Source organism: Pantoea trifolii (genome assembly GCF_024506435.1).
Lineage (GTDB): Bacteria > Pseudomonadota > Gammaproteobacteria > Enterobacterales > Enterobacteriaceae > Pantoea > Pantoea trifolii.
In genome coordinates this window covers 99,412-118,292 of sequence record NZ_JANIET010000001.1, presented here as the reverse complement: position 1 = coordinate 118,292, position 18,881 = coordinate 99,412, and the positions used below count along the sequence as shown (strand labels likewise).

Genomic DNA, 18,881 nt, shown 5'->3' with positions numbered 1-18,881 from the left:
ACTTACGCGGCGTGTGAGACGTCGCGTAGGATGCCAGCCGCCTGATGAACTTGTTCATTCAGACTGTCCAGCAAGGCATAGCGACGGCGATACTCGGCGCGCTTCTTGCTGGCAATCTCTTCCAGATCTTTACGCTCCGCGCGTAACGGCAACGCAAACAGCTCATCAGTACGCGCCACGCCACCCAACGACAACCAAAACTCGCTGTAGCTGGCAAAAAACTTGTCGCCTTTACTGTGACGGTAGCGCAGGCTGCGGAACACGTGTGTGGTATCGCCAACGGCGGTGATCGCCTCAACGCCACACTGTTGCGCCAGATTAAATACCGCTTCCATCAGCAAACGTTTCGGGAATACGCCGTGTGCCGCTTTCGTGGCATCGCGAATCACATCGTTGGAAATATGTTTACGCGGTCCCTGCAATCCACCAATTAATAAGGTGCGCTTGTTCTGTTCGCGAATAATTGAGAAAGAGAGCGAAGCAATTAACTGCGTTTGATAATGCAGCTCCAGGGTAATTTCACCTTCACGGTCAAAACGTCCCGGACAGCAGTGAATCACAAACGCCTCGTCGTTTTTGCCGCTCAACGTGGCCAGCAAATTATCGCCCGGACTCTGCAACAACTGGCGCAGTGCCGTATTCTCTAACTGCTCCATCAAGGTGTAGTGATCGATGATAGCCTGCGCACGTTGCGCCACGCTGAATCCCGCACGCAGATAAGGACGATGTGGCTTGGCCGGCAGCAAACCTTGCATGGTCAACAGCTGCGGTAGCGCAGACAATTTCGTTAACTGCTGCAGATAATTAAAGGTCGTCACAGGAAAGACTAGTGACCTTAAGGCAAATTTCGCGCGAAAACTTCCGCTATTCCATAATTTATTCGGCCTGAACTTTCCGCTTATTAATGGCAAAAACAGCGGCGCTGACGAATCATTATTCGTCACAGAAGTTGTGATAGTAGACATGATTATTTAGGCCTAGCGAGACAAATTGTCGCTACTATATGCCCCAAATTATCAACGGCAGGTTAATAAGCTTTCGCCGCGCAATAATCGTACGCGTGAATATTCAGGTCGTTTAGAAAGGGTTTAAAAAAGACGAAAAAAAACCGGTGAAATCATCACCGGTTTCGTGTTGCGGCTATAGCCTGAACTTACTTCGCAGCAGCGAAACGCGCTGCAGCTTCGTCCCAGTTCACCACGTTCCAGAATGCTTTGATGTAATCAGGACGTTTGTTCTGATACTTCAGGTAGTAAGCGTGTTCCCACACGTCCAAGCCGATGATCGGAGTGCCTGAAACGCCAGCGACCGCTTCACCCATCAGTGGGCTGTCCTGGTTTGCGGTTGAAACCACAGCCAGTTTGTCGCCTTTTTTCACCAGCCACGCCCAGCCTGAACCGAAGCGAGTGGTAGCGGCTTTCTCAAACTCAGCCTGGAAAGCTTCAACGCTACCGAAATCTTTTTCGATGGCAGCTTTCAGCTCGCCCTGCAGCGAGGTGCCCAGTTTCAGACCTTTCCAGAAGAAGCTGTGGTTAGCGTGGCCGCCTGCGTTGTTACGCAGTGGACCTTTTTTGTCTGCTGGCAGCTGATCCAGTTTAGCGATCAGTTCTTCAACCGGCAGGTCAGCGAATTCGGTACCTTCCAGCGCAGCGTTAGCGTTGTTAACGTAGGCCTGGTGGTGTTTAGAGTGATGGATTTCCATCGTCTGCTTGTCGAAGTGCGGTTCCAGTGCGTCGTACGCATACGGCAGGGATGGCAGTGAATAACTCATGTTCTTCCTCTCCATTTTAGTGTTTTGCAGCACCACCTCACTGGGCGTGCCGCGTAAGCAGTCGGATCATTATAGTTAAAAACATGATCCGTAAAAGGGTTATCAATGCCTTAGAATTGATAAGGATTTGATGAATCTGGGAAAAGGTGCGCACGCACGGCTACACCTTGTGGCTGCTGGCGCGCAGTTTAAGCTGCACCGGCAGCTCATTGATGGCTGGCGGTTCATCGCCTTTGAGCGCCGCCAGCAGACGTTTACCCGCCGTGCGCCCCATCTCTTCATACGGCAGCACAATGCTGGTCAGCGGCGGCGAACACACTGCCGCTAACGGGCCGCCGCCGATGCTGGCAATCGCTAACTGGCTGGGAATGGCAATCCCCGCCGCATGACACGCCATGATGGCACCGCAAGCCACTTCATCGCTGGTGCAAATCAGCACATCCAGCTCTGGCCAGGTGAGGCGAATCTCTGCCAGCAAGCTGTGCCCGGCGGCAAAGGTTGGCATTTTCGGCGATGTCACCACGCGATGCGGCGCCTGATTCATCGCCAGCATGCCGCTGTGCCAGCCATTCAACAGCTGGCGGAAGATGGTGTTATTACTCTGCGTGCACAACAAACCGAGATTACGATAACCGCGCTCGACCAGGCTTTGCACCAGTTGGCGAATCGCTTTGGCGTAATCGACACCAATGCTGATCCCCGCCGAATTCGGATGCACACCGCCAATATCCATCACCGGCAACCCGGAATTGCTCAGCAGGCGATGCGCTTCGGCGGCGTTATCGAAATTGAAATGCACCATCGCCGCCGGATTATAGGAGAGCAGCATTTCGATCAGCTCGCTCTCTTCCGCAGCCGAATGATTGGCTTCCGCCAGCATCATGTTATAACCCTGCGGCCGCAGCACTTCCTGCAGCGCTTCCGACACAATCGCACTGCCCGGCGTGGCAAACGACGGTACCACCATGGTGATCAAGCGTGATGTCGCCGATGCCAGATTACTCGCCTGCACGTTCGGGACATAGGAGAGCTCAATCACCGCCGCATCGATTTTGGCGCGAATTTCAGGCGACACTTTTTCCGGCATGCGCAACGCACGCGATGCTGTCATGGTGCTTACACCCACCAAACGGGCAACATCGGCTAAAGTACTTTTGCCGGTACCGCGCCGCTTTTTTTCTGTCATGCGATCTCCTGCATTACTCGCTACTTTTTTGCCAGGACGCAGCTTAAAACCAAATCTGTTAACGCGCCATGTGAAAAACTACAGTTTCGGGCATCCCTCACCCCGCGATCTTTTCAGAATGATTGAGCATGTCAGGTGCTTGCAACGAAGACAAACGCGCAGCAAGGAAATGTTAGCGATAACACGTTTTTTAACAATAACGGTGTTAGCGCTAACTTTTGCGACAATCATCACAGAAAACCGCTGAGAAAATAACCTACATTGCACCCCATCGACGAATAAACAGGAATTACTGATGCTCACTCAATGGCTAACACCGCAACATATTCGTGTCGTAGAGCAGGTTAGCGACTGGCAGGAAGCGGTGCGTTTATCCGCCGAACCGCTGCTGGCCGCGGGCGCCATCAGCCCGGCTTATCTCGATGCCATCTTCACTTCGCATGCCGAACTCGGCCCGTATTACGTGCTGGCGCCGGGTCTGGCGATGCCACATGCCCGCCCGGAACAAGGCGCGCGCAAAAACGGCCTGTCGCTGCTGCATGTGAAGAATGGCGTGAGCTTTCAGGCCGATGAAAACGATCCGGTTTATGTGGTCATCATGCTATGTGCGGTGTCTGGCGACGATCATATTCAGATGATCACCGCATTAGCCGACGTGTTCAGCGACGAATCCCGCCTGCAGCAGTTGCTGTCGGCTTCTACCCTGTCAGCGATTGAAGCTGTCATTGAAAATAAATAACCAGAGAACCCTATTATGAAAAAAGTGCTGATTGTGTGCGGAAATGGTTTAGGCAGTAGCTTCATTGTTGAAATGAACGTGAAGAAGATTGTGGCGGATTTGGGTAAAGAAGCCGAAGTGGGCCACACCGATTTAACCTCAGCGAAATCTGAACAGGCTGATTTAATTATTGCCGCGAAAGATATTGCCGATCAATTAGCCGGACACAGCGCGAAAGTCGTTGGCCTGACTAACCTGCTGGATAATGCAAAAATCAAAGAAATTATCGCTGAAAATATTTAATAACCTTGTAAGGCAAGTACACGCTACTTAATACGGAGTAGGTTATGCTGCAATTTATTATAAAGGATGTTCTTGGAACACCCGCAATACTTGTCGGCCTTTTTTCCCTGTTTGGTTTATTACTGCAAAAGAAACCGGTTTCTGATGTTATTTCCGGTACGCTTAAAACCATCATGGGTTTTGTTATTCTCATCGCCGGGGCCAATTTAATTGCGGCCACATTAACCATCTTCAGCCAGCTGTTTGAGCACTCGTTTAATATTCAGGGCGTGGTACCCAACACCGATGCAATGGCGGCGCTGGCGCAGAAGAGCTACGGCACCGAAACCGCCATGATCATGGTGTTCGGTATGCTGGTGAACATCTTGCTGGCACGCATTACACCGCTGAAATACATCTTCCTGACCGGTCACCACACGCTATATATGTCGGCGATGCTGGCGGTGATTCTATCGGTAGGCGGCATACACGGCTTCTGGCTGGTGCTGATTGGTTCGCTGATTCTCGGCACCATGATGGTGGTTTGCCCGGCGATTCTGCAGCCGTTCACCCGCAAAATCACCAACTCGGACGATCTGGCGCTCGGCCACTTTGGCTCAACCGGTTATCTGCTCTCCGCGTTGGTCGGCAAAGTGGTCGGTAAAGGCAGCCCGTCGATTGAAGAACTCAAGGTGCCGAAAACCCTCAACTTCCTGCGCGACTCATCGGTAGCGATTTCGCTGACCATGATGATTCTGTTTATCGCGTTGGTTCTGGTTGCGGGCAAAGCGTTCACCGAAAGCATCAGTGGCGGCCAGAACTACATTGTGTTCGCCATCATTCAGTCGATTACCTTTGCTGCTGGCGTCTACATCATCCTCGCCGGTGTGCGTATGGTGATTGCGGAGATCGTGCCGGCCTTTAAAGGCATCGCCGATAAACTGGTACCCAACGCCAAACCGGCGCTGGATTGCCCAACCGTATTCCCGTTCGCACCAAACGCGGTGATCATCGGCTTCCTGTCGAGCTTCTCCGCCGGTTTGATCAGCATGTTCCTGTGCCCGCTGTTTGGTTTGAGCGTCATCGTTCCGGGTTTGGTGCCGCACTTCTTCTGCGGTGCAACTGCGGGCGTCTACGGCAATATCACCGGCGGACGTCGTGGCGCAGTGATTGGCGCCTTTGTGCAAGGCCTGCTGATCTCCTTCCTGCCAGCGATTCTGCTGCCGCTGATGGGCGACCTCGGCTTTGCTTCCACCACCTTCGGCGATGCTGACTTCGGCATTGTCGGTATCGTGCTCGGCCACATTATTTCGTTCTTCCATTGATGTCATCAACAGCGCCTGCGGGCGCTGTTTTTGTAATGAGGAAATAAGTTATGCAAGCCAAATTTTCCCCCTCCTTAATGTGCATGGATCTCACGCGCTTCCGCGAGCAGGTCGAAGCGATGAATAGCACCGCCGCCTTTTATCATGTCGATATTATGGATGGCAGCTACGTGAAGAATATTACGCTGTCGCCATTCTTTATTGAGAACCTGCGTAAAATTACCGATGTGCCGATTGACGTGCATTTAATGGTGAATCATCCGGAAGACATTATTCCGATGTGCATTGAGGCGGGCGCCGATATTATTAGCTTCCACCCGGAAACCGCCAACAATAAAATCTTCCGCTTGCTGACGCAGATTAAAGACGCGGGCCGTCGCTGCGGCGTGGTGTTAAATCCGGCTACACCGGCAGAAAGTATTCGTGAATATGCGCATCTGCTGGATAAAGTGACGGTGATGTCGGTGGATCCGGGCTTCGCCGGCCAGACGTTTATTCCGGAAACGTTGAATAAGATTCGCCAGCTGATCGCCATGCGCGAAGAGCACGGTTATCACTATCTGACCGAAATTGATGGTTCGTGCAATGCGCGCACCTTTAAACAAATCGCCGCTTCCGGCGTCGATGTGTTTATTGTCGGTACGTCAGGATTGTTTAATCTGGATGACGATGTGGCGCAGGCGTGGCAGAAGATGGAGAGCATTTTCGCCGAGGAAACCGCAGCGTGATACCTCGTAGGGTCGCCATTCGTGGCGACCTCATTCATTACCGCACCCTATCCACAGCGACCGTTTTACCGCCCCAACTCACTCAACGACTTATCCAGCGCGCCTACCAGCCAGTCGATATCTGCTTCCTGGAACGCCAACGGCGGACGCAGTTTCAGCACGTTGCCGTACGGCCCCGCCACTGACGTCAGCACGCGGTGTTCGCGCAGTTTTTCGATCAAATCCAGCGCCAGCGTTTTGTCCGGCGCTTTGCTGGCGCGGTCCTGCACCAGTTCGAAACCAATAAACAGACCTGCACCGCGCACATCGCCAATCGAATCATGGCGATCCATCAGTTTCTGCAATTCACCTAGTAGTTTTGCGCCCACCACGCGGCTGTGCTCCTGCAAGCCCTCTTCCTTAATCACCGTCAACACCGCTTGCGCGGCGGCCATCGCCACCGGATTACCGCCAAAGGTGTTGAAGTAAGGAATTTCATCGCTGAACGCGGCAAGCACATCGCTTTTCGCCAGCAAACCTGAAACCGGAATGCCGTTGCCCATTGGCTTGCCGGTGGTAATCACATCGGGCACAACGCCGTGACGCGCAAAGCCCCAGAACGCATCGCCGGTACGGCCAAAGCCCGGCTGCACTTCATCGGCGATGAAAATCCCGCCGTTGGCATGCACCACATCGACCGCTTTTTGCAGGAAGCCGCGCGGGTTCGGCAATACGCCATCGGAAGAGAAGATGGAGTCAGCGAGGAAGCCGGCAAACTTAATGCCGTGCGCTTTCATATCGTCAATCTGCTGCTGGATTTCATTGGCAAACCACTCGCCGAGATCGGGCGCATTCACGCGATAAGCAGCCGGCGGTGAAACCAGACGCGTGGTTGCCGCCAGCGGCTGTCCGCTGCCGAGCGCGGGTGACACACCGGACGTAAGATCGCTGGTGCCGTGATACGCCTCCTGCGACACAATAATGCCGGTGCCGCCGCTGAAAGCACGCGCCACGCGGATCGCCAAATCGTTGGCTTCCGAACCGGTACACATATACATGGCGCGATCGATGGCATCCGGCGTGGTCGCCAGCAGCTCTTCGGTGTAATCGAGAATACGTTCGTGCAGATAGCGCGTGTGGGTATTCAGCATCTTCATCTGCTGATTCACCGCCTCAATCACCGCCGGATGGCAGTGACCAATGCTCGCCACGTTGTTGTACACATCAAGATATTTATCACCGGCGGCATCCCACACATACTGCCCTTCGCCGCGCACCAAGTGCACCGGCTTGCGGTAAAACAGGCGATACGACTCGCCCAACACTTTGCTGCGCTTGTCGGTGAGCTTGCGGGTTGCCGCATCCAGCCCGTCGGCGTGCTCAGCACGAAAACTGTTGGTATCCATGATGGTAGAACGTGTAGCCATGGTAACTCCCGTTGCGAAGGTGAAAGGGGTGCATGCGAAATCGCCGTTTGCCAATATCATGCCTGCTTTGACGACAAATGCAACCAAATACACAAATACAACCAAATACACATGACGGCATCATGACACTCAGGTAAGCTTAGGCCCAGGTTGAACACGCCACAGGGAAAAGTCATGCTGCAGGAAACCCGCTTACACCGCATTCGCGCGCTGCTGACCACGCAACATCAGCTCAGCACCGAACGCATCATCAACGAGCTTGGCATTTCGCGCGAAACCGCGCGGCGCGACATCATTGAACTGGAAGCGCAGGGATTGGCGCGGCGTGTACATGGTGGTTTGGTTGCCGTCGATAGCCAGCCGGAACCGCCATTACAGGTGCGCCGCAACGCGCAGGCGAAAGAGAAACGCGCGATTGCGGTTGCTGCCGCGCAGCATCTTCAGCCCGGCCAAACGCTGTTCCTCGATGCCGGCACCACCACCACCATGCTGGCCGAACAGCTGCGCAGCATGTCGGGTTTAACCATCATCACCAACAGTTTGCAGGCCGCGCTGGCGCTGAGCGCGGCGGAGGAGCATGAGACGTTGAATAATCAGGTGATTTTGCTTGGCGGCATGATGATGGCGGGCGCGCAGCAAACGCGCGGGGAGATGACGATCGGCGAAATTTATCGTTATCGCGCCGATGTGGCGCTGCTTTCGCCGGTCGGTATCGATGCTAAAAACGGTGCCAGCAGCTTTCATCCCCACGAAGCGGCGATTGCCCGCGCCATGGTGCAGCAGGCGAATCGCACCATTTTACTGGCGGATAACAGCAAACTCGGCGTGATCAGCCGCACCGTTTATGCGCCGATTGCGGAAGTCGATCTGCTGATTTGCGACAGCGGCGCAGCAAAACCTGGTGCGCTGGCAGCGCTGCAACAGGCGTTGCCGCAGGTACAGGTGGTTTAACGCAGACGCTGCGGGTGGCTGTAAACCGTGGCGCGGCCCGGCTTACTGAAGCCAACCAGCGTGAGATTACAGCGTTCGGCCACCTCAACGGCAAGCTGGGTCGCCGCCGAAACCGCGAACAGAATTTCCACGCCGCACATGGCGGATTTCTGCACCATCTCATAGCTGGCGCGGCTGGAAACCAGCAACGCGCCCTGCTGCCACGGCTGCTGGCTGCGATTCCCCAGCAGTTTATCCAGCGCCACATGGCGACCGACATCTTCATAGCCGCCCTGCAATTCGCCTTGCGGTGACATCCACGCCGCCGCGTGCGTGCAGCCGGTAAGATTGCCGATCGGCTGGTAATCGCGCAGCTGCGCCAGGCCTGTATCAAGGTTAGCTAAATCAAAGGTTTGGCTGAATGGCAGCGGCTGTAGCGGCTTACCAATTTGATCAAGTTGCTCGACGCCACATACGCCGCAGCCGGTGCGTCCGGCCATCGCACGACGCTGCTCTTTCAGCGCCATAAAGCGGCGGCTGGAGAGCTCAATCTGCACTTCAACACCGTTACAGCCCGGCACCACATCGATGCCGAAGATTTCATCCGGGCGCGCAATAATGCCTTCCGAGAGCGAGAAACCTAACGCAAAAGCTTCCAAATCATTGGGTGTCGCCATCATCACAACGTGTGAAATGCCGTTGTAGACCAGCGCCACCGGCACTTCCTCGGCCAGCCAGTCAGTTTCCGCGAGTCTGATATCACGCCGCTGATGCACCTGCGCCTGCACCGCGCCTGAGATCTTATTCACATTAATATGACTTTCCTGCTCATTCTCTGTCACTTTTTTCGCCTCATACAACAACCTTACTAAAGTAGTGGTATTATTAGGTCGCTATTGCCGCAATATTCGTCGGGTTATTGTGACGCCCGATCCACTGCACTGCAAAAGTACAATCAATCATGTTGAAAGGATAATCCATGAACGTCAGCCGAAGAAAATTCTTCAAGGTGTGTGCTGGCGGTATGGCAGGGACAACGGCAGCGCTGCTCGGCTTTGCGCCAGAGGTAGCGCTGGCGGAAACGCGGCAGTACAAACTGCTGCGCGCGCGCGAAACCCGTAACACCTGCACTTACTGCTCAGTCGGCTGTGGCTTGTTAATGTACAGCCTCGGTGACGGCGCGAAAAACGCCAAAGAGACCATTTTCCACATCGAAGGGGATCCGGATCATCCGGTGAGCCGTGGCGCATTGTGCCCGAAAGGCGCAGGTCTGCTCGACTTCATCCACAGTGAAAGTCGCCTGCAATACCCGGAATACCGCGCGCCAGGCTCCAATAAATGGCAGCGCATTAGCTGGGACGATGCCTTTGATCGCATCGCGAAGCTGATGAAAGCCGACCGCGACGCTAACTTCGTGGCGCAGAACGCCGCTGGCGTGACGGTAAACCGTTGGCTCTCCACCGGCATGTTGTGTGCTTCGGCATCCAGCAACGAAACCGGTTACTTAACCCAGAAATTTACCCGATCGCTCGGCATGTTAGCGGTCGACAACCAGGCACGCGTTTGACACGGACCAACGGTAGCAAGTCTTGCTCCAACATTTGGTCGCGGTGCGATGACCAATCACTGGGTCGACATCCGTAATGCCAATCTGATCGTTGTGATGGGCGGTAACGCCGCTGAAGCGCATCCCGTGGGATTCCGCTGGGCGATGGAAGCCAAAATTCACAACAAAGCCAAAATTATTGTTATCGATCCGCGTTTCACACGAACCGCATCGGTAGCCGATTTCTATACGCCGATCCGCTCGGGCACCGACATCACTTTCCTGTCGGGCGTACTGCTGTGGCTGCTGCAAAACGAAAAAATCCAGCGCGAATATGTCGAGGCGTACACCAACGCCAGCCTGATTGTGCGTGAGGATTATCATTTTGAAGATGGCCTGTTCAGCGGCTACGACGAAGCGAATCGCAAGTACGACAAAACCAGCTGGAACTACGAGTTAGGCGATGACGGCTTTGCTAAACGCGACACCACGCTGACGCACCCGCGCTGCGTGTGGAACCTGCTGAAGCAACACGTTAGCCGCTACACGCCGGAAATTGTTGAACGCATCTGCGGCACGCCAAAAGCTGACTTCCTGCATGTCTGCGAACTGCTGGGCGAAACCAGCGCGCGCGATCGCACCACCTCGTTCCTGTATGCGCTCGGCTGGACGCAGCACTCGGTAGGTGCGCAGAACATCCGCACCATGGCGATGATTCAGCTGCTGCTCGGCAACATGGGCATGATTGGCGGCGGCATCAATGCGCTACGCGGCCACTCGAATATTCAGGGTCTGACCGATCTCGGTCTGCTGTCGCAAAGTTTGCCGGGTTACATGACCTTGCCGTCGGAGAAACAGACCGATCTGCAGAGTTATCTTGCCGCCAACACGCCAAAAGCGCTGCTGCCGGGCCAGGTGAACTACTGGAGCAACTACCCGAAATTCTTTGTCAGCCAAATGAAAGCCTTCTTCGGCGACAAAGCCCAGAAAGAAAACAACTGGGGCTTCGACTGGTTGCCGAAGTGGGATAAAGGCTACGACGTGCTGCAGTACTTCGAGATGATGTCGCAAGGCAAGGTCAACGGCTATCTGTGCCAAGGCTTTAACCCGGTGGCGTCGTTCCCGAACAAGCGCAAAGTGATTGATTCACTGTCGAAGCTGAAGTTCCTGGTCACCATCGACCCGCTCAACACCGAAACCGCTACCTTCTGGGAGAATCACGACGAGTTTAACGATGTTGATCCGTCAAAAATTCAGACCGAAGTGTTCCGTCTGCCCTCTACCTGCTTCGCTGAAGAGAACGGTTCGATCGTCAACTCGGGACGCTGGCTGCAGTGGCACTGGAAAGGTCAGGATGCACCGGGCGAAGCGCTGAATGATGGCGAAATCCTTTCCGGCATCTATTCACGCCTGCGCAAAATGTACGCCAGTGAAGGCGGCGCGCTGCCTGAGCAAGTGCTGAACATGAGCTGGAACTACCTGACGCCAGAAAATCCAGCGCCGGAAGAAGTGGCGATGGAGAACAACGGTAAAGCGCTGGCCGATGTGTACGATGACAAAGGCACGTTGTTGGTGAAAAAAGGCCAACAGCTCAGCACCTTTGCCCATCTGAAAGATGACGGCAGCACCAGCAGCGGTTGCTGGATTTTCGCCGGCAGCTGGACGCCGGACGGTAACCAAATGGCGCGCCGCGACAACACCGATCCCACCGGTTTGGGCAACACGTTGAACTGGAGTTGGGCATGGCCGCTGAATCGCCGCATTCTCTACAACCGCGCCTCGGCTGACCCGCAAGGCAATCCGTGGGATCCGAAACGCCAAATCCTGAAATGGGATGGCGCGAAATGGGGCGGCATGGATGTGCCGGATTACAGCGCCGCCGCACCAGGCAGCGATGTTGGGCCGTTCATCATGCAGCCGGAAGGCATGGGCCGCCTGTTTGCGCTCGACAAAATGGCTGAAGGTCCGTTCCCGGAACACTACGAGCCGTTTGAAACGCCGATTGGTACCAACCCGCTGCATCCGAACGTGGTATCCAACCCGGCGGCGCGCGTGTTCAAGGACGATTTGGCATCGATGGGCCAGGCGGAGCAGTTCCCGTATGTCGGCACCACTTATCGCCTCACCGAGCATTTCCATTACTGGACCAAACACGCGCGGCTCAATGCCATCGCGCAGCCGGAACAGTTTATCGAAATCGGCGAGAAGCTGGCCAACAAGCTCGGCATCGCGCAGGGCGATACGGTGAAAGTGAGCTCCAATCGCGGCTACATCAAAGCCAAAGCGGTGGTCACCAAGCGCATCCGTCCACTCAACGTCGACGGCAAAATCGTCGATACCATCGGCATTCCGATTCACTGGGGTTATCAGGGCGTGGCGAAAAAAGGCTTTATCGCCAACACCCTGACGCCGTTTGTCGGTGATGCCAACACGCAGACGCCAGAATTTAAGGCGTTCCTGGTCAACGTCGAGAAGGTGTAAGGAGAACGAATATGGCTTATCAATCTCAAGACATTATCCGCCGCTCCGCCACCAATGGACTCACGCCTGCCCCGCAGGCGCGTAACCATCAGCAGGAAGTGGCGAAACTGATCGACGTGACCACCTGCATCGGCTGCAAAGCCTGCCAGGTGGCGTGTTCGGAGTGGAACGATATCCGCGATGAAGTGGGACATAACGTGGGGGTGTACGACAATCCCGCCGATTTGACCGCCAAATCCTGGACGGTGATGCGCTTCTCAGAAGTGGAGGAGAACGGCAAGTTAGAGTGGCTGATCCGCAAGGATGGCTGCATGCACTGCGCCGATCCCGGCTGCCTGAAGGCGTGTCCGTCTGAAGGCGCGATTATTCAGTACGCCAACGGCATTGTCGATTTTCAGTCAGAACAGTGCATTGGCTGCGGCTACTGCATCGCTGGCTGTCCGTTCGATGTGCCGCGTATGAATAAAGAGGACAACCGCGTGTATAAATGCACGCTGTGCGTCGATCGTGTCAATGTTGGTCAGGAACCGGCGTGCGTGAAAACCTGCCCAACCGGCGCGATTCACTTCGGCAGCAAAAGCGATATGCAGGCGCTGGCGGGTGAACGCGTGGCCGAGCTGAATACGCGCGGCTATGCCAACGCGGGCTTGTACGATCCAGAAGGCGTCGGCGGCACGCACGTGATGTACGTGCTGCACCACGCCGACAAACCGCAGCTCTATCACGGTTTGCCGGCTAACCCGAGCATCAGCCCGGCGGTGACTTTCTGGAAAGGGATCTGGAAACCGCTGGCAGCGATTGGTTTTGCCGCCACCTTTGCCGCCTCAGTGTTCCACTACGTTGGCTTAGGGCCGAACCGCGTGGAAGAGGATGAGGACGAGAACCTGCACGAAAAAGAGGAGCGCGAATAATGAAAAAACGCGATCGTCTGGTGCGCTACAGCGCACCGGAACGCATCAATCACTGGATTGTGGCGTTCTGTTTTGTGCTCGCCGCCCTGAGCGGACTGGGTTTCTTTTTCCCGTCATTTAACTGGCTGATGCACGTGCTCGGCACGCCGCAGTTGGCGCGTATCCTGCATCCCTTTATTGGCACGGTGATGTTTGCCGCCTTTATCATCATGTTCTTACGCTATTGGAAACATAATCTGATCAATCGCGAAGACCTGGTGTGGGCGAAAAACATCCACAAAATCGTGCAAAACGAAGAGGTCGGCGATACCGGCAAATACAACTTCGGGCAGAAGTGTGTGTTCTGGGCTGCTATCATCAGCTTAGTCTTGCTGCTGGTGAGCGGAATTGTTATCTGGCGCCCGTACTTTGCCGGTGCCTTTGCTATTCCGCTGATTCGCATCGCGCTAGTGGTGCATTCGGTCTCAGCTGTGGCGCTGATCATGGTGATTATGGTGCACATTTACGCCGCGTTGTGGGTAAAAGGCACCATTACCGCCATGGTTGAGGGCTGGGTTCCGGCCGCGTGGGCGAAGAAACATCACCCACGCTGGTATCGCGAGCAGCGCCAACGCCAAACACAACAGGAAAAACGTCCCTGATGAGTATTCGCATCATCCCGCAGGACCAGCTGGAGAAAGGTGCAAAACTGACGGCGGAGCAAGTTCCGCCGTTACTTTTCCCCCGGCTGAAAAATCTGTATAGCCGCCGTGCGGCACGTTTGCGCGACCTGGCCGCGAAGAATCCGCTGGGTGATTACCTGCGCTTTGCTGCGGTGATCGCCGAGGCGCAGGAGATCGTGCTGTATGACCATCCGCTGCAAATCGACCTGCAGCAGCGGCTGACACAGAGCGCCGAGCAGGGCAAGCCGCCGCTCGATATCCACACCTACCCGCGCGATGCGCACTGGCAACGTCTGCTGCATTCGCTGATCGCCGAGCTGAAGCCGGAGATGAGCGGCCAGGCGCTGGCGGTGCTGGAGAATCTGGAAAAAGCCTCCACTACCGAGCTGGAAAATCTGGCGCATGCGCTGCTGGAAGGCGATTTCGCGCAGGTGAGCAGCGATAAATCGCCGTTCATCTGGGCAGCGTTGTCGATTTACTGGGCGCAAATGGCGGCGCTGATTCCGGGCAAAGCACGCGCAGAATACGGTGAGCATCGCCAGTTCTGTCCGGTGTGCGCCAGCGTGCCGGTCACCAGCGTGGTGCACATGAGCGTGGGCCAGCAAGGACTGCGCTATCTGCACTGCAATTTGTGTGAAAGCGAATGGTATGTGGTGCGCAGCAAGTGCTCCAACTGCGAGCAAACCGGCGATCTGCATTACTGGTCGCTGGACAGCGAAAAAGCGGCGGTGAAAGCAGAGAGCTGCGGCGACTGCGGAACCTACCTGAAGATGTTGTATCAGGAAAAAGATCCGGCGGTGGAACCGGTGGCCGATGACCTCGCTTCGCTGGTGCTGGATGCCCGCATGGAGCAGGAAGGATTCGCACGCAGCAGCCTGAATCCGTTTATGTTCCCCGGCGACTAACTGTAGGTCGCCATTCATGGCGACCTTCTCAATGAACGCACAAATCCACGCAGCTCAACACGGAGGCGAACGATGAAACTGATTGGCAGCTACACCAGCCCTTTTGTACGCAAAATATCCGTCATTCTGTTGGAAAAAGGCCTGGTTTTCGAATTCGTTAATCACTCTCCGTGGACCGATGACAGCGATGTCCCGCAGTACAATCCGCTGGGCAAAGTGCCGGCGCTGATTGATGACAATCAGCTCACCTGGTTCGACTCCTCAATCATCGCGCAGGTGATTGAACTGCGCGGCGATGCGCCTGCGCTGTTGCCTGATGATGCGCTGCACGCGCTGCAAATTCGTCAGCTGGAAAAACTCGCCGACGGCATCAACGACGCTGCGGTGATGATCGTGCGCGAGCAAATGCGACCCGGCGATCAGCAATCCGCAGAGGTGCTGCTGCGCAATCGCGACAAAATTCAGCGCGGCCTTGATGCGCTGGAAACCGCCGCCGCACAGGGCGAATGGCTCAATAGCGGCACGCTGAATCTGGCCGATATCGCCACCGGCTGCATGATTGGTTACCTGAATTTCCGCCGCGTGCTGCCCAACTGGTGCGTGAATCGCCCGGCGCTGGTGAAGCTGGCCGAAAACCTGTTTGCGCGCGAAAGCTTTGCCCGCACTGTTCCGCCTACTCTCTAAGTCACCTGATGAAAAACCTGTACAGCCAATTACCTGCTATCGACAGCCTGCTGCGCGATCCGGCGCTGCAGCCGCTGCTGGCGCATCACGGTACCGCCTTTGCCACGCGCCAGCTGCGCAGCATGCAGCAGGAAGCGCGCGAGCACATTCAGCAGCATCAAACCTTGCCGGAATGGCACGTGAACTGGCCCGATGAAGCGCTGCGCCGCAGCCAGCAGCAGCAGCAAAGTGCACTGCGTCCGGTGTTCAATCTCACCGGTACCGTGCTGCACACCAATCTCGGCCGCGCGCAGCTGAGCGATCGCGCCATCGATGCGGTGGTTAACAGCCTGCGTCAGCCGGTCACGCTGGAATATGCGCTGGATGATGCGGCGCGCGGCCATCGCGATCGCGCCGTCAGCGCGCTGCTGTGCGAATTAACCGGCGCGGAAGCGGCCTGTATCGTCAACAACAACGCTGCCGCCGTGTTACTGATGCTGGCGGCTTTAGCACCGGGACGCGAAGTGATTGTCTCGCGCGGCGAGCTGGTGGAAATTGGCGGTGCCTTTCGCATCCCCGACGTGATGCGCCAGGCGGGCTGCAAGCTGGTTGAAGTCGGCACCACCAACCGCACGCATCTGAAAGATTATCGTGCCGCGATCGCGGAAAACAGCGGCTTGCTGATGAAGGTGCACACCAGCAATTATCAGATTCAGGGCTTTACCCATGCGGTAACAGAAGCGGAATTGGTTGAGCTGGGTGACGCTTATCAACTGCCGGTGATCACCGATCTTGGCAGCGGTTCGCTGGTCGATATGACCGAATTTGGTCTGCCCGCCGAACCGATGCCGCAGCAGCTGATCGCCGCGGGCGTCAGTCTGGTGAGCTTCTCCGGCGACAAACTGCTCGGCGGTCCGCAGGCCGGCATTATCGTCGGCAAGCAGGCGCTGATTGATCAACTGCAGTCGCATCCGCTGAAACGCGCGCTGCGCGTCGATAAAATGACGCTCGCAGCGCTGGAAGCCACCTTGCAACTTTATCGCCAGCCAGACACGCTGCGCGAAGCCCTGCCGACGCTGCGGCTGCTGACGCGTTCCTCGCACGATATTCTGCAGCAGGCCGAACGATTGATGCCCGCATTAGAAAAGACTTTTAGCAATGATTTTTCGTTGGCGATCGCGCCCTGTTCTTCGCAAATCGGCAGCGGATCGCTACCGGTTGAGCGTATTGCCAGTTTCGCCATCACCTTCACGCCACGCGATGGTCGCGGCAGCCAGCTTGCCAGTTTGTCACAGCGCTGGCGCAGCTTAGCGCGCCCGGTAATTGGCCGCATTCAGGAAGGCAAACTGTGGTTGGATTTACGCTGCCTTGATGATGAAAGCGCGCTGATTCAGGCCATAGCGCCATGATTATTGCCACCGCTGGACACGTCGATCACGGTAAAACCGCGTTGCTACAGGCATTAACCGGCGTGGATGCCGATCGCCTGCCCGAAGAGAAACGGCGCGGTATGACCATCGATCTCGGCTACGCCTATTGGCCGCAGCCGGACGGACGCGTACTCGGCTTTATTGATGTGCCGGGCCACGAGAAATTTCTCGCCAATATGCTGGCGGGCATTGGCGGCATTCATCACGCGCTGCTGGTGGTGGCCTGCGACGATGGCGTGATGCCGCAAACCCGCGAACATCTGCAGCTGCTGAGCCTGGCCGGACAGCCACCGCTTAGCGTGGCGCTGACCAAAGCCGATCGCGTGGATGAGGCGCGCATCGCGTCAGTCCAGCTACAGGTGGCGCAGCTCACGCAGCAACTCGGCTGGCCGGCAGTGCCGCAATTTGTCACCAGCAGCCACACGCAGCAAGGCATCGACGCGCTGCGCCAGCATCTCAGCACGCTGGCGGAACCGGCGTTCGACCCGCGTTACCGTTTTCGTCTCGCCATCGATCGCGCCTTCACGCTGAAAGGTACTGGATTGGTGGTCACCGGCACCGCGCTGACGGGTGAAGTGAACGTCGGTGATACCCTTTGGCTCAGCAGCCTGAATCTGCCGCTGCGCGTGCGTGCCCTGCATGCGCAGAACCAATCGGTGACGCACGCGCAGGCCGGTGAGCGTATTGCATTAAATATCGTTGGCGATGTGGAAAAAGCGCAGATCGCGCGCGGCGATTGGCTGCTGTCACAGGCCAAAGCGGAAGGCACCACGCGCTTAACCGTGGCGCTGCGCTTGCTGCAGCCGCTGAAAAGTGCATCGCAGCCGATTCATATCCACCACGCCGCCAGCCACGTCACCGGACGCATCACGCTGCTGGCGGATGATGTGGCGGAAATAGTCCTGAACGAGCCGCTGTGGCTGGCGGAGAACGATCGGCTGATTCTTCGCGACAGCAACGCACAGCACACGCTGGGCGGCGCGCGCGTGCTGCTGCTTAACAGTAAAAAGCGTGGCAAACGTCAGGCGGAGTATCTCGTCTGGCTGCAGCAGCTGGCCGCCGCACAAGATGATGACGCCAGCCTGCAGGCGCATCTGGCGTATCAACCGACAGAATTACGCGATCTGGCATGGGCGCGTCAGCTTACCGAACCCGCGCTGGATGCACTGATTGAGAACACAGCGCCGGTGCAGCTCGGTAACGCGCTAATGAGTGCTGCGCAGGCGGCACTTTGGCAGCAAAAGCTGCTGGAATCGCTGGCACATTTTCATCAGCAGCATCCCGAAGTGCCGGGGATCGGTCACGACCGTTTGCGTCGCGTGGCCATGCCGCATCAGCCTGCCGAATGGGTGCTAGCGCTGATTGATCAGCTGCTGGCGCAAGGCCAGCTGCAACAGCGGCAAGGCTGGCTGCATCTGCCCGATTTCGAACCGCGCTTCAACCCGCAGGAAGAAGCACTTTGGCAGCAGGTCGGCCCGCTGTTTGGCGACCAGCCGCTGTGGGTGCGCGATATCGCGCTGGCGCTGCAGCAGGATGAACAGGCGATTCGATCGCTGCTGCTCACTGCCGCACGGCTCGGACACATCACCGCGATCGTGCGCGATCGCTACTATCGCAGCGACCAGATCCAGATCTTCGCCGATCTGATTCGGAGCCGCGCCGCGCAGGATGGCAGCACCAGCGCCGCCGACTTCCGCAACCAGCTGGGCACCGGGCGCAAAGTGGCGATACAGATTCTGGAATTCTTCGACCGCAGCGGCTTCACCCGCCGCCGTGGTAACGAACATCTGCTGCGCGACGCACGCCTGTTTCCCATCTCATCTGCATAAAATCTCTCGCGTTGCCTCGCAGTTCAGCTTGTAACTGCGCTGCAACGCACATTCCCAGTTGCGCAAAAAAGTGCCAGAATGTAAGAAATACTCTTACATTGGATGGCA

General features: G+C 56.4%; 17 protein-coding genes. 12 read left to right on the top strand and 5 right to left on the bottom strand.

What is annotated here, in order from left to right; translation table 11 throughout:
* Positions 1 to 2 precede the first annotated feature (2 nt).
* The 3 genes from NQH49_RS00555 to NQH49_RS00545 all read right to left on the bottom strand — a co-directional run bounded on the left by NQH49_RS00555 (position 3) and on the right by NQH49_RS00545 (position 2,957).
* Positions 3 to 965, bottom strand: a complete 963-nt coding sequence (locus tag NQH49_RS00555) for a VirK/YbjX family protein (RefSeq protein WP_256697969.1) — start codon at positions 963 to 965, stop codon at positions 3 to 5.
* A 188-nt stretch (positions 966 to 1,153) separates the two neighbouring features.
* Complete coding sequence (sodA, locus tag NQH49_RS00550) at positions 1,154 to 1,771, bottom strand: superoxide dismutase [Mn] (protein ID WP_256697968.1); 618 nt, start codon at positions 1,769 to 1,771, stop codon at positions 1,154 to 1,156.
* 160 nt (positions 1,772 to 1,931) lie between these two features.
* Complete coding sequence (locus NQH49_RS00545; RefSeq protein WP_256697967.1) at positions 1,932 to 2,957, bottom strand: LacI family DNA-binding transcriptional regulator; 1,026 nt, start codon at positions 2,955 to 2,957, stop codon at positions 1,932 to 1,934.
* Positions 2,958 to 3,252: 295 nt separating this feature from the next.
* Between NQH49_RS00545 and NQH49_RS00540 the strand changes: the two genes are divergently transcribed.
* Genes NQH49_RS00540 through alsE form a run of 4 tightly spaced genes read left to right on the top strand, consistent with a single transcriptional unit; the run spans position 3,253 to position 6,010 of the window.
* Positions 3,253 to 3,696, top strand: a complete 444-nt coding sequence (locus NQH49_RS00540; RefSeq protein WP_008104669.1) for a PTS sugar transporter subunit IIA — start codon at positions 3,253 to 3,255, stop codon at positions 3,694 to 3,696.
* Between the two features lie 15 nt (positions 3,697 to 3,711).
* Positions 3,712 to 3,978, top strand: a complete 267-nt coding sequence (locus NQH49_RS00535; RefSeq protein WP_256697966.1) for a PTS sugar transporter subunit IIB — start codon at positions 3,712 to 3,714, stop codon at positions 3,976 to 3,978.
* A 44-nt stretch (positions 3,979 to 4,022) separates the two neighbouring features.
* Positions 4,023 to 5,282, top strand: a complete 1,260-nt coding sequence (locus NQH49_RS00530; RefSeq protein WP_061719314.1) for a PTS ascorbate transporter subunit IIC — start codon at positions 4,023 to 4,025, stop codon at positions 5,280 to 5,282.
* Between the two features lie 50 nt (positions 5,283 to 5,332).
* Positions 5,333 to 6,010: a D-allulose 6-phosphate 3-epimerase gene (gene alsE, locus NQH49_RS00525; protein WP_256697965.1), complete on the top strand. Its 678-nt coding sequence runs from the start codon at positions 5,333 to 5,335 to the stop codon at positions 6,008 to 6,010.
* A gap of 65 nt (positions 6,011 to 6,075) precedes the next feature.
* On the opposite strand, the gene NQH49_RS00520 is transcribed toward alsE, so the two are convergent.
* Positions 6,076 to 7,416 carry an aspartate aminotransferase family protein gene (locus NQH49_RS00520; protein ID WP_256697964.1) on the bottom strand — a complete coding sequence of 447 codons (1,341 nt, stop codon included), beginning with the start codon at positions 7,414 to 7,416 and terminating at the stop codon, positions 6,076 to 6,078.
* A 174-nt stretch (positions 7,417 to 7,590) separates the two neighbouring features.
* On the opposite strand from NQH49_RS00520, the gene NQH49_RS00515 reads away from it, so the two are divergent.
* Positions 7,591 to 8,367 carry a DeoR/GlpR family DNA-binding transcription regulator gene (locus NQH49_RS00515; RefSeq protein ID WP_256697962.1) on the top strand — a complete coding sequence of 259 codons (777 nt, stop codon included), beginning with the start codon at positions 7,591 to 7,593 and terminating at the stop codon, positions 8,365 to 8,367.
* Here the strand turns inward: NQH49_RS00515 and fdhD are convergent.
* Positions 8,364 to 9,146 (bottom strand): formate dehydrogenase accessory sulfurtransferase FdhD, encoded by a 783-nt coding sequence (fdhD, locus tag NQH49_RS00510; protein WP_372340041.1) that lies wholly within the window; start codon positions 9,144 to 9,146, stop codon positions 8,364 to 8,366. The two genes, NQH49_RS00515 and fdhD, sit on opposite strands and share 4 nt — an antisense overlap.
* A 179-nt stretch (positions 9,147 to 9,325) precedes the next feature.
* Between fdhD and fdnG the strand changes: the two genes are divergently transcribed.
* The 7 genes from fdnG to selB all read left to right on the top strand — a co-directional run bounded on the left by fdnG (position 9,326) and on the right by selB (position 18,773).
* Positions 9,326 to 12,373, top strand: coding sequence for a formate dehydrogenase-N subunit alpha (fdnG, locus tag NQH49_RS00505; RefSeq protein WP_256697958.1), 3,048 nt, complete (start codon positions 9,326 to 9,328; stop codon positions 12,371 to 12,373).
* A gap of 11 nt (positions 12,374 to 12,384) precedes the next feature.
* Positions 12,385 to 13,284 carry a formate dehydrogenase subunit beta gene (gene fdxH, locus NQH49_RS00500; RefSeq protein WP_256697957.1) on the top strand — a complete coding sequence of 300 codons (900 nt, stop codon included), beginning with the start codon at positions 12,385 to 12,387 and terminating at the stop codon, positions 13,282 to 13,284.
* Positions 13,284 to 13,925: a formate dehydrogenase cytochrome b556 subunit gene (gene fdoI, locus NQH49_RS00495; protein WP_256697956.1), complete on the top strand. Its 642-nt coding sequence runs from the start codon at positions 13,284 to 13,286 to the stop codon at positions 13,923 to 13,925. The genes fdxH and fdoI overlap by 1 nt, the downstream gene beginning before the upstream one ends.
* Positions 13,925 to 14,851, top strand: a complete 927-nt coding sequence (gene fdhE / locus NQH49_RS00490; RefSeq protein WP_008104689.1) for a formate dehydrogenase accessory protein FdhE — start codon at positions 13,925 to 13,927, stop codon at positions 14,849 to 14,851. Before fdoI ends, fdhE begins: the two co-directional genes overlap by 1 nt.
* 72 nt (positions 14,852 to 14,923) lie before the next feature.
* Positions 14,924 to 15,535: a glutathione S-transferase gene (locus NQH49_RS00485; RefSeq protein ID WP_256697955.1), complete on the top strand. Its 612-nt coding sequence runs from the start codon at positions 14,924 to 14,926 to the stop codon at positions 15,533 to 15,535.
* Positions 15,536 to 15,543: 8 nt separating this feature from the next.
* Positions 15,544 to 16,923, top strand: a complete 1,380-nt coding sequence (gene selA / locus NQH49_RS00480; RefSeq protein WP_256697954.1) for an L-seryl-tRNA(Sec) selenium transferase — start codon at positions 15,544 to 15,546, stop codon at positions 16,921 to 16,923.
* Positions 16,920 to 18,773 carry a selenocysteine-specific translation elongation factor gene (gene selB / locus NQH49_RS00475; RefSeq protein WP_256697953.1) on the top strand — a complete coding sequence of 618 codons (1,854 nt, stop codon included), beginning with the start codon at positions 16,920 to 16,922 and terminating at the stop codon, positions 18,771 to 18,773. Before selA ends, selB begins: the two co-directional genes overlap by 4 nt.
* Positions 18,774 to 18,881 lie beyond the last annotated feature (108 nt).